The organism is Williamsia muralis (assembly GCF_051487485.1).
In the GTDB taxonomy this organism is placed as follows: domain Bacteria; phylum Actinomycetota; class Actinomycetes; order Mycobacteriales; family Mycobacteriaceae; genus Williamsia; species Williamsia muralis_B.
Genome location: NZ_JAHVCV010000010.1, coordinates 99,787 through 111,613 on the forward strand (window position 1 = coordinate 99,787; position 11,827 = coordinate 111,613).

At 65.2% G+C, this 11,827-nt stretch carries 8 protein-coding genes and 1 riboswitch; of the genes, 6 read left to right on the forward strand and 2 right to left on the reverse strand.

Features of this window, described 5'->3' with window-relative positions; translation table 11 throughout:
* Nucleotides 1–101 precede the first annotated feature (101 nt).
* From KXR83_RS23175 to KXR83_RS23200, 6 genes are all read left to right on the forward strand, one after another.
* Complete coding sequence (locus tag KXR83_RS23175) at nt 102–1,490, forward strand: hemolysin family protein (protein WP_437426867.1); 1,389 nt, start codon at nt 102–104, stop codon at nt 1,488–1,490.
* Nucleotides 1,483–2,559: a hemolysin family protein gene (locus KXR83_RS23180; RefSeq protein WP_023958061.1), complete on the forward strand. Its 1,077-nt coding sequence runs from the start codon at nt 1,483–1,485 to the stop codon at nt 2,557–2,559. The genes KXR83_RS23175 and KXR83_RS23180 overlap by 8 nt, the downstream gene beginning before the upstream one ends.
* Complete coding sequence (locus KXR83_RS23185; RefSeq protein ID WP_437426868.1) at nt 2,556–3,473, forward strand: 3-methyladenine DNA glycosylase; 918 nt, start codon at nt 2,556–2,558, stop codon at nt 3,471–3,473. Before KXR83_RS23180 ends, KXR83_RS23185 begins: the two co-directional genes overlap by 4 nt.
* A gap of 45 nt (nt 3,474–3,518) precedes the next feature.
* Nucleotides 3,519–5,702: a malate synthase G gene (locus KXR83_RS23190; protein ID WP_437426869.1), complete on the forward strand. Its 2,184-nt coding sequence runs from the start codon at nt 3,519–3,521 to the stop codon at nt 5,700–5,702.
* Nucleotides 5,703–5,802: 100 nt separating this feature from the next.
* Nucleotides 5,803–6,405 (forward strand): LppU family putative lipoprotein, encoded by a 603-nt coding sequence (gene lppU / locus KXR83_RS23195; RefSeq protein WP_437426870.1) that lies wholly within the window; start codon nt 5,803–5,805, stop codon nt 6,403–6,405.
* A 165-nt stretch (nt 6,406–6,570) separates the two neighbouring features.
* Entirely contained in the window at nt 6,571–7,743 is a 1,173-nt protein-coding gene (locus KXR83_RS23200; RefSeq protein ID WP_437426871.1) for a substrate-binding domain-containing protein, read from the forward strand.
* A 13-nt stretch (nt 7,744–7,756) separates the two neighbouring features.
* Here KXR83_RS23200 and gcvP read toward each other — a convergent pair whose 3' ends face one another.
* Both gcvP and KXR83_RS23210 read right to left on the reverse strand, forming a co-directional pair.
* A complete protein-coding gene (gcvP, locus tag KXR83_RS23205; RefSeq protein WP_437426872.1) occupies nt 7,757–10,588 on the reverse strand; it encodes an aminomethyl-transferring glycine dehydrogenase in 2,832 nt (943 codons plus the stop codon).
* A gap of 190 nt (nt 10,589–10,778) precedes the next feature.
* Nucleotides 10,779–10,872: riboswitch (glycine riboswitch) on the reverse strand.
* A 53-nt stretch (nt 10,873–10,925) separates the two neighbouring features.
* Nucleotides 10,926–11,567, reverse strand: coding sequence for a MerR family transcriptional regulator (locus KXR83_RS23210; protein ID WP_023958051.1), 642 nt, complete (start codon nt 11,565–11,567; stop codon nt 10,926–10,928).
* Nucleotides 11,568–11,827: the final 260 nt, after the last annotated feature.

Consider the following 11,827-nt stretch of genomic DNA (forward strand, 5'->3'; position numbering starts at 1 on the left):
CTCCACCGGGAGCGGAGCGAAGTTCTCTTGTCTCGAACGTCACCGAGCGAACTCCGCCTCGCTGTGTCATCGGAACCCGTAGACGGCCGTGGTGATCGTTGATGCAAGCGCTCATCCTGGCCGGCAGCCTTCTCGGCTTCCTCGCACTGACCTTGGGAACCGCTCTGTTCGTCGCGGCCGAGTTCTCGCTGACCGCGCTCGAGAGGTCCACGGTTGAGAACGACGTACGGACTCGGGGTGACCTGCGATCGAGGCAGGTCAGCAAGGCCCACAAGTCGCTCTCGTTCCAGTTGTCCGGTGCCCAACTGGGCATCACGATCACCACGCTTGTCACCGGGTACATCGCCGAGCCGGTCCTGGCACAGCTCTTCGAGCCGGCCTTCGAAGCGGTAGGGCTCCCGGACGGCGCGACAACGGCCGTCTCGCTCATCCTCGCCCTGGTCATCGCCACGTCGTTGTCGATGGTTCTGGGTGAGTTGATCCCGAAGAACCTCGCGATTTCCAAGCCACTGCCCACAGCCCGCGCCACCGCCGGCCCGATGAGTTTGTTCTCGGCAACCTTCAGGTGGCTGATCAACGCCCTCAACGGCACCGCGAACTGGGTGGTCAGACGCCTCGGCGTCGAGCCCGCCGAGGAACTACGTTCGGCGCGTTCCCCCCAGGAACTCGGCAGCCTGGTTCGCAATTCCGCCAGGCAAGGCGCACTGGACCCCGGCACCGCTGCTCTCGTCGACCGCTCCTTGCAGTTCGGCGAACGTACGGCCGAGGAACTGATGACCCCGCGGGTGACCGTGGAGTCGCTCGACATCCACGACACCGTTCGAGACCTGATCCTCGCCTCATCCCGTACTGGGTACTCCCGGTTCCCGATCCTCGATGGCGGCGACCTCGACAACATCATCGGCATCGTCCACATCAAGCAGGCGTTCACCGTCCCTCTGACCGCGCGCGCCACCACGCAACTGGGCACGCTCGCGCGGGACGTCCCCGTGGTTCCGGCAAGTCTCGATGGTGACGCGCTGATGCAGCAGATCCGGGCGGACGGTTTCCAAGTCGCCGTGGTCGTCGATGAGTACGGCGGCACAGCCGGCATCGTCACCACCGAAGACCTGATCGAAGAGATCGTCGGCGACGTCACCGACGAACACGACGACGAGCAGGCCGACGTCCAGCGCGATGGGGACGGATACATCTGCAACGGACTGCTGCGTATCGACGAGTTGCTGGATGCGATCGGATACCGGGCACCTGACGGCCAATACGACACCCTGGGCGGGCTGTTGATGTTCCAGCTCGGCCGCATCGCCAAAGAAGGTGACGTGATCGATCTCCCCGTCCGTACAACCGCATCCGAGGACGACGAGGATTCGTCGCAGACGGAGTCGGATCAACGGTGGCAGGCGCGCGTGGTCCGGATGGAAGGTCGCCGGATCGATGTCGTGGCGTTGACGCCGCTGTCCGGGTCGGATGTGGAGCATTCCGATGGGTGATCTCTTCGGTGTTGTCCTGACGGTGTTCCTCTTGGGCGGCAACGCCTTTTTCGTCGCCGCCGAGTTCTCACTCATCTCGGCTCGTCGCGACCGCCTCGAGGCGCTCGAGGAGCAGGGCAAACGCCGGGCGCGCACGGTCATCGAGGCAGGCGAACATCTGTCGCTGATGTTGGCCGCAGCCCAGCTCGGCATCACGATCTGTTCGATCCTGCTCGGACGGGTCGGCGAACCGGCGATCGCGCACCTCATCGAAAAGCCTTTGGAACTCGTCCACGTACCGCATGGTCTTCTGCACCCGATCGCCTTTGCGCTGGCGTTGTCGCTGGTGGTCGTCCTGCACATCCTCCTCGGCGAGATGGTCCCGAAGAACATCGCGCTTGCCGGCCCCGAACGTTCGGCGATGCTCCTGGTGCCGGTGCACCTGCTGTTCATCAAGATCGCCAGACCGCTGATCGCGTTCTACAACTGGTCGGCGAACGTCTCGCTGCGCATCATGCGGGTGGAGCCGAAAGACGAGCTGGACGCGACTGTCTCGGCCAACGAGTTGTCGCAGATGCTGGGCGAGTCACGGCAAGAAGGCCTCATCGACGAAGAAGAGCACGACCGGCTTACGCGTGCACTCCAGACCTCTGGTCGGACAGTTCTCGAAGTGGCGATCCCGCTCAGCGAACTGCGCAGTGTGCAGGTCACCAAGGACGCCGAGACCGGCCGTGTGGGGCCAACTCTCGGCTCGATCGAGCAAGCAGTCACCGACACCGGTTTCTCGCGCTACCCGGTACGCGGCACCGACGGTACCTACACCGGTTACCTGCACCTCAAGGATGTGCTCGACGAGATCCTCGACGAATCGGTTGGTCCCGACAGCATCATCGGTGTCGACAAGATCCATCCCCTCCCGGTCCTGGCGGACCGCACAGCACTCGACGAGGCCACCTCGGCCATGCGGCGCACCAGTTCACATCTCGCCGCCGTGGTCGACGACAACGGTCGCACGGTTGCGGTGGTCGCCCTGGAGGATCTCGTCGAGGAGTTCGTGGGAACGGTGCGCGACGAAACGCACCGCGTGTGAGTGGGTTCGTGGCCGTGCAGTCCCCTGTCGCCCAGGACTGGCAGGCCGCCGCACAGGCACATCGTGAGCGGGTCGACTCCCTGCTGAGCCGGCACCCGGCACGACTTCAGGACGCCACCGGGGGCGAGGTCGTTCATCCCGTGTGGGGATTCCTGTTCACCTACTACAGCTATCGCCCCGCCCAACTGCGCCGCTGGCACCCCGGTTTCGGACACCCGATCAGCGGTTCCGCCGGTCGCCGCTACCTCGATTACTCCGGATACGCAGAGGTCGACGGGGTGGTCACCGTGAATCCACGCCACCTCGCCAAGCGACGCGAGACCGTCCAGTACGTACATGACCTGCTGTCGGCAACCCGCGAACGCCCCGCTCGGCTCAACTGCTTCGGTCTGCACGAGTGGGCGATGGTGTACGCCGCCCCCTCCGAGCAGATCAGGCATGCGGGCGTTCCCCTGCGGCTGTCGTCCGCCGACACCGACGCAGTGGTCCGTTCCCTGCCGCTTCGATGCACCCACTACGACGCGTACCGCTTCTTCACCGAACCTGCTCGGCCACTGAACCTGACGGTGCTCGACCGGACGACTCAACAAGACGCAGAACAACCAGGGTGCATCCATGCCGGAATGGATCTCTACAAGTGGGCGTTCAAGCTGTCGCCGCTCATACCTTCCGAGCTCGTGGTGGATGCATTCGAGATGGCACTCCGGTTCCGCGAGCTCGACATGCGGGCAAGTCCCTATGACCTGACGGCGTTCGGATTCGAACCCATCGCAATCGAAGAGGCAGCCGGGCGCAGCGAATACGTGCGGGCACAGTCGGTCCTGACCCAGCACGCCCAGATCGTTCGTTCCCGGCTCATCGACCGATGCAGTGCGCTGTTGACCGGCCAAGAGCCCCTTCCTACCCATGAGTAACATAGAGGTCGAAATTGACCTGATCGAAAGAAAGTGAGGCCGGTTATGGCTCAGCGCGTCACCGTCGACGGCGGCTTGCAGGTTGCGTCCGTTCTTTACGACTTCATCAACAACGAGGCGTTGCCCGGCACCGGCGTAGACCAGGATGCGTTCTGGGCGGGTGCCGCGGCGGTCATCACCGACCTCACCCCACGCAACCGTGAGCTCCTCGCCATCCGCGACGACCTTCAGGCCAAGGTTGACCAGTGGCACCGCGACAACCCGGTCTCAGACCCCGCTTCGTTCGATTCCGACGCTTACAAGGCGTTCCTGACCGACATCGGTTACCTCGCCCCGGTCCCCGACGATTTCCAGATCACCACCTCAGGTGTGGATGACGAGATCACCAGCACCGCCGGACCGCAGCTGGTGGTGCCCATCCTCAACGCCCGGTTCGCCCTGAACGCGTCGAACGCCCGCTGGGGATCGCTCTACGACGCGCTGTACGGGACCGATGTCATCCCCGAGTCCGACGGCGCCGAGAAGGGCAAGTCGTACAACAAGGTTCGCGGCGACAAGGTCATCGCGTTCGCCAAGGACTTCCTCGACACCGCCGCACCCATGGAGTCCGGCAAGCACGCCGACGCCACCGGTTACGCCGTCGTCGACCAGCAGGTGCAGGTCACCCTGTCAGGTGGTTCCACCACCGGCTTCGCCGATCCGGCCGCATTCGCCGGATACTCCGGTGACGCAGCCGCCCCCAGCGGTATCCTGGTGCGCCACAACGGGCTACACCTGGAAATCCAGATCGACGCAGACTCCCCCATCGGATCGACGGATCCGGCTGGGGTCAAAGATGTGCTGGTCGAGTCCGCGGTCACCACGATCATGGACTTCGAGGATTCGGTCGCCGCCGTCGATGCCGAGGACAAGGTCACCGGCTACCGCAACTGGCTCGGCCTGAACAAGGGCGACCTGGCCGAAGAGGTCACCAAGGGCGGTAAGACCTTCACCCGGGTGCTCAACCCCGACCGCACCTACACCGCCCCTGACGGGTCGGAATTGACCCTGCACGGCCGGTCGCTGTTGTTCGTGCGCAACGTCGGTCACCTGATGACCAACGACGCGATCATCGCCGCCGACGGCAGCGAGGTCCCCGAGGGCATCCTCGATGCGCTGTTCACCTCGTTGATCGGTAGCCACGGCCTCAAAGCCGAAGGGCTGCAGAACTCGCGGACCGGTTCCATCTACATCGTCAAACCGAAGATGCACGGCCCCGACGAGGTCGCCTTCACGGTCGAATTGTTCGGCCGGGTCGAGCAGGTCCTCGGGTTGCCCACCGGCACGCTCAAGGTCGGGATCATGGACGAAGAACGCCGCACCACGGTGAACCTCAAGGCCTGCATCAAAGCAGCTGCCGACCGGGTTGTGTTCATCAACACCGGTTTCCTCGACCGCACCGGCGACGAAATCCACACCTCGATGGAAGCCGGAGCCGTCGTCCGCAAGGCAGAGATGAAGGCGCAGACCTGGATCAAGGCCTACGAAGACTTCAACGTCGACACCGGCCTGCACGCGGGCCTGCAGCACAAAGCGCAGATCGGTAAGGGAATGTGGGCCATGCCCGACCTGATGGCCGACATGCTCGAGCAGAAGATCGGCCACCCCAAGGCCGGCGCGAACACCGCATGGGTGCCCTCGCCCACCGCCGCGACCCTGCACGCGCTGCACTACCACCAGATCGACGTGTTCGAACGCCAGAACGAAATCGCCAAACGCGATCCGGCGTCGGTCGAGGACATCCTCACCATCCCCCTCGCTCCCCGCACCGACTGGAGCGACGACGAAAAGCGTGAAGAACTCGACAACAACTGCCAGTCCATCCTCGGTTACGTGGTGCGGTGGATCGATCACGGCGTCGGCTGCTCCAAGGTGCCCGACATCCACGACGTCGCACTGATGGAAGACCGTGCAACACTTCGGATCTCAAGCCAACTACTGGCCAACTGGCTGCGCCACGGCATCGTGTCCGAAGCAGACGTCGTCGCAGCTCTCGAGCGGATGGCCCCGGTGGTCGACAAGCAGAACGCCGGCGACCCGACCTACCGGCCGATGGCCGCCGACTTCGAGGCATCCATCGCCTTCCAGGCAGCCAAAGAACTCATCCTCGAAGGCGCCCGGCAACCCAACGGCTACACCGAGCCGATCCTGCACCGGCGTCGACGCGAGTTCAAGGCCGCCAACGCCTGACCCGCGAAGCGCGGCGCAGGGCGTCGTCGTCTGATAATTTCCTTGTGGCCCGAGCACCTTGCTCGGGCCACAAGGCATTTCTCACCGAAAGTCGAGCACCGTGCTTTCTGACGTCCGAAAATTCGCCCTGCTCGCCGTTGCCGCGGCCGCCCTCACCTTCTCGGCCGCCGGCTGCACCAGCGACGAGACCGGCACGGCCACAACTGCTTCCAGTTCTGCGGTGGAGTCCACCGCAGATTCTTCGGAGACGTCGCAGACCGCCTCCACCACATCGGAGGACAGCGGCGAGATCACCGAGATCGACGCCGAGGTCGGTGACTGCGTGAACCTCACCGGCACGATGCTCGACGCGAAGATCGCCCCGGCAACCTGCGGTGCCGTCGACTCCCACTACACCGTCGTGGCGAAGGTCGCCGATGAGGACAGCTGCCCATCGGACGTCGATCAGACGTATTACGAGGAGCTGAACGGCTCCACGACCGGGGTGCTCTGCCTCGACATCGACTGGGTTGTCGGCAAGTGCTTCGAGATGGGCACCGCGTCGGACAGCACGGTCCAGGTGCCCTGTACCGGGTCCACCGGCGAGCGCATCCTCGCGGTACTCCCCAACACCGTGGACGAGACCGACTGCCCCGCAGAGACAGAGACCTACTACACCTACGACGAGCGCAAGAAGATCGTCTGCACCGTCGCACTGTCCTGACCTGGGCTCGTGCCGATGCCGTCGGCGCGGGCGGCTCGACCACCAGGAGATACGACCGCATAGACTGCGCAGCACAAGTCAGTCGGCAACCCGGTGGAGCTGTGACCAGCCAGTCGCCGAAGCTGTAGGTTGCGGTGGACATGAACTTCGTGGATTGAGGTGTGCGTGGGCGAGCATCGCAGGGCCGGTGGCAGACGCGGTGTCAGCCGTGGCCTTCTTGTACTGGCTGTCGCCGTGGTCGTCGTCGTCGCGCTCGGATTCCTCTGGGTTCTGCTGGGCGACCGCATCAACGAACAGGGCAAGGATGCAGCCGCGCGCTGCGTCGAGGGCGACCTCTCCGTGTCGATCGTCAGCGACCCCGGTCTCGCGGTCCCTCTCAAGGCCGTCGCGGACAAGTACAACAAGACGCGTCCCACCGAACGCGACCGCTGCATCACGATCGAGGTTCGCCCAGGCGATGCCAAGGTGACGCTGGACGGTCTCACCGGGGACTGGGACACCGCGTCGCGGGGCCAGTTCCCGGCCGCATGGATTCCGCAGTCGTCGGTGTGGAGTTCACAACTGATCGCGGCTCGGCCGGATGTGGTCGACGGATCCCCCGCGTCACTCGTGACCAGTCCGGTGGTCCTGGCCATACCGGCTGCAGCCGCCAAGGCCATGGACGGCGATGTCGGCTGGATCGAGCTGCCGACCCTGCAGCGCTCGGCGAAGGCGATGGAAGATCTCGGACTGCGCGGCTGGGGTGAACTCAGGATGGCGATGCCCGTAGGCCCGCAATCGGACGCGACGATGCTGGCGGCCCAGGCCATCGCCACCGAGGTGTCGCGCACACCCAGCGGACCGTTGTCTCCGGAAGACGCTGCCTCCCCGCTTGTCTCGTCAACGCTCCGCGCGATGCTCGCCTCAGCGCCGGCGACGGATCTGGGTTCGTCCGAGAGCGGGGTGCGGGCACTGCAGCAGCAAGCCGATCCTGCGACTGGCACGATCCATGCCGTACCGATCACCGAACAGCAGCTGTATGCGATCACCAAGGACGACGCCAATTCTGCTGTGGTGGCGCTGTTCCCGTCCGGGCCGACACCCATGGCCGATTTCCCGGTCGTCGAGATGACCGGTGATCAGGTGGACGCGGCACAACGAGACGCCGTCGGCGCCTTCATCGACTACGTCCACGACCCCGAACAGATCTCGACCATCACCTCACTGGGTTTCCGCGGCGCAGGTCAGCTGCCGCCGGCAACCTCGACCGTGACGTTCCCGGTGACGCCGACACCCATGCCGATGCCGTCGCCCGAGGCACAGAACGCGATCACCGAGGTGCTCACCCGGCGCAGCTGAACCCCGCCCGGGTTCAGGCGAACGCCTCGATCGGCGGGCAACTGCAGACCAGATTGCGGTCGCCGAACGCCCCGTCGATACGTCGCACCGCGGGCCACACCTTCGCTCGGGCACCCGCCGACGGCAGCCCGTTCGGGTACACGGCGACCAGTCGGTCATAGCTGTGCTCCCACTCCCCGACGAGACACTCGGCGGTGTGCGGGGCACCCTGCAGTGGGTTGTCGTCGGCCGGCCACTGACCGTCGGCCACTTTGTCGATCTCCGCGCGAATCGAGATCATCGCGTCGCAGAATGCCTCGATCTCGTCCAGGTTCTCGCTCTCGGTGGGCTCGATCATCAGCGTTCCGGCGACCGGAAAACTCATCGTCGGAGCGTGGAAGCCGTAATCGGCCAGACGTTTTGCGACGTCGTCCACCGTCACGCCGGTGCTCTTGGTGATCGGTCGCAGGTCGATGATGCACTCGTGCGCCACCCGGTTGCCCGCGCCGGTGTACAGCACGGGGTACGAGTCGTTCAGTCGGGCAGCGATGTAGTTGGCGGAGGCGATCGCCGTGAGCGTTGCCTCCCGCAAGCCCTCAGCTCCCATCATCCGGATGTATGCGTAGGTGATCGGCAGGATCGACGCCGAGCCATAGGGCGCACCCGAGATGGTGAGATCGCCAGGCAGCTCATCAGCAAGTGGATGTCCCGGCAGGAACGGCGCGAGGTGCTCGCGCACTCCGATCGGTCCGACGCCGGGACCGCCGCCGCCGTGCGGGATGCAGAACGTCTTGTGCAGGTTCAGGTGGCTGACATCTCCACCGAAGCGCCCTGGGCGGGCCACTCCCACCAGTGCGTTGAGATTGGCGCCGTCGACGTAGACCTGGCCGCCTGCGTCGTGCACCGCGGCGCAGATGTCACCGACCTCGTCCTCGAAGACACCGTGGGTCGACGGGTAAGTGAGCATGATTGCTGCCAGATCGGCCGCGTTGGCGTCCACCTTGGCGCGTAGGTCGTCGACATCCACGTCGCCGTTGTCGCGGCAGGACACCACGACCACCCGCATGCCCGCCATGACCGCGGATGCTGCGTTGGTCCCGTGGGCACTCGACGGGATGAGGCAGACCGTGCGGTTCGAGTCACCACGGCTGCGGTGGTATTCGCGAATGGCCAACAGCCCGGCATATTCGCCCTGCGACCCCGCGTTGGGCTGGACGCTGACCCGGTCGTAGCCGGTGATCGCGACGAGCCAGTCCTCGAGTGAAGCGATGATCTTGCGCATGCCGGGTACGTCACCTGCCGGAGCAAAGGGGTGCAGCCGGGAGATGGTCGGCCAGGTGATGGCTTCCATCTCGGCGGCGGCGTTCAACTTCATCGTGCACGAGCCGAGTGGGATCATGCTCCGATCCAGTGCGATGTCCTTGTCGGCAAGACTCCGCAGGTACCGCATCATCGCGGTTTCGGTGCGGTACCTGTTGAACGCGGGATGGGTCAGGTATTCGCTTGTACGGCTGTCGATCTCGGGCCAGTCCTCGGCGGCGTTCGAGGCGTCGATTCCGAATGCGTCGCGGACCGCGGACACGTGGTCCGCGGTGGTGGCCTCATCGCAGGCGATCGCGACATGGTCGTCGGCCACCAGTCGGAGGTTGATGCCACGTTCTTTGGCTGCGGCGACGACGCCGGCGGCCCGCCCGGGCACGGAGGTCAGCACGGTGTCGAAGAAGTTGTCGTGCACCACCTCGACACCACCGGACCGCAGCGCCGCCGCAAGTGTGCGGGCATGACCGTGCACCCGGCTCGCGATGGCGCGGAGGCCGTCGGCGCCGTGATAGCTGGCGTACATCGCGGCGATGATCGCGAGCAGCACCTGCGCGGTGCAGATGTTGCTGGTCGCCTTCTCTCGCCGGATGTGCTGCTCACGGGTCTGCAGCGACAACCGGTAGGCGAGGTTGCCGTCGGCGTCCTTCGAGACTCCGACGAGGCGACCCGGCAATTGCCGTGCGTGTTTGGCGTGGACTGCCAGGTAACCGGCATGGGGTCCACCGAAGCCCATTGGCACCCCGAAGCGTTGGGTGGTTCCGAAACACACGTCGGCGCCCAGCTCGCCGGGCGCAGCGATCAGTGTGAGGGCCAGCAGGTCGGCGCCGACGGCGACCAGCGCACCGCGCTCGTGTGCCGCTTCGATGAGTGGAGTGCAGTCGATGACGCGGCCTGACGCTGCCGGGGTCTGCAGCAGGACGCCGAAGAAGTCTCCGTCGGGAAGTCCTTGCGCGAGGTCGGTGGTGACGATCTCGATCCCCAGCGGTTCGGCGCGGGTGGCGATCACCGCTGCCGTCTGCGGGAAGACATCGCTGTCCACGACAAATCGGGGCGACTTGCTCTTGCCGGCCCGGCGCAGCAGGGTCATGGCCTCGGCGGCAGCAGTCGACTCGTCGAGCATCGACGCATTGGCCACCTCCATGCCGGTCAGGTCTGACACCATCGTCTGGAAGTTGAGCAGGGCTTCGAGGCGGCCTTGACTGATCTCGGGCTGGTAGGGGGTGTAGGCGGTGTACCACGCCGGATTCTCGAGGATGTTGCGGACAAGGACAGGCGGGGTGAGGGTGTCGTAGTAGCCGAGGCCGATCATCGACGTCGCAACGGTGTTCTCGGCTGCGAGTGCGGCGAGTTCGGCGAGCACTTCGTGTTCGGATGCCGCAGGCGGCAGTGCTTCGAGACCGTTGTCCTGCGGGCCGTCGAGAATGCCTGCAGGCACCACTTGCCGAGCGAGGTCGTCGAGTGAGTCGGCGCCGATGAGCGAGAGGATTCGTCCGAGTTCGCTGTCGTCTGGACCGATGTGGCGATGAGTGAAAGAAGAGCCGGTCATGGTGGGACCTCCGCAGCGGTCACCCACGGGGCGACCACAGGTTGTGCCGACCGAAGCCGGACGCCGGTCCTCCCCCTCTGTCCTATCCACACTGCCCGAGGGACCGGTGGACGCCTGAGAGATTCAGCCGCACGGAATGCGGCCTTTCACCATGGGCGGACGGCTGATGCCGCCACTCTCCAGAGACGCCGACGACGACACGGTCCTGGGTGCCTGAGAGTTTGACGGAGAGGTATTGCTCCTTCGGCGGTCACACTGCTGTGACGCTCTCCCGGGTCGCTGCGACGCGGGTTCAGTCTAGACCGACGTCGGGAGACATTGCCGGAGGGGCGATGTTCTAGCCGGTGCGGCGAGCCCGGCTCTTGCGACGCGAGGCCAGCTCGTCCTCGGGAGCGGCTTCGGTGACACCGCCGTCAGCACGCTCGGCCGGGAAGTCGGCGATGGTTCCGCTCAGTTCACGCATGGCACCGCTGACCGCGATCCCGAAAACACCCTGACCACCCTGAAGGAGGTCGACAACTTCTTCGGCGGACGTGCACTCGTACACCGTTGTCCCGTCGGAGAACAGGGTGATGCGCGCCAGGTCCTCGACCCCGCGCTTGCGGAGGTGATCGACGGCCACGCGGATGTTCTGCAGCGAGATGCCCGTGTCCAGAAGTCGCTTGACGATCTTCAGGACCAGGATGTCCTTGAAGGAATAGAGTCGCTGGCTACCGGAGCCTGCGGCGCCGCGGATGGATGGGACGACCAGCGAGGTGCGGGCCCAGTAGTCGAGCTGGCGGTAGGTGATTCCCGCGATCTGGCACGCGCTGGGCACTCGGTAGCCGACGAGCTCGTCGGGCACGGTGTCATTGGGGAACAATCCCGGGATGATGTCGTCCAGCGACCCCTGCGACGGTCGGTCGATCCGGTGGGCATTCTCCCCTTGGGCAGTCTCCCCCACATGGGCAGTTTCACCGTCGTGTGGCTGATCGCCCACTGGGATCTCCTCGCGTGCTCTGTCGGTGACCGTCCGAGCGACGTCTTGGCGCCGACGGGCCCAAGTTTACGCGCTCTGACTGGTCAAAATCACATCACCGCAATTTTCACGGCCTGGAGATGACCGTAGGTCCAGGAGGGGCGCCGATCAACGCGACTCGCCCTAACCCTGAACCTAAACTCGAGCTTTAGACGATTCGTGACCCCACGGTTTCCGTTCTGTGATCCAAGCCGGGCTGCATCACCGTCAGAACGGAAGGC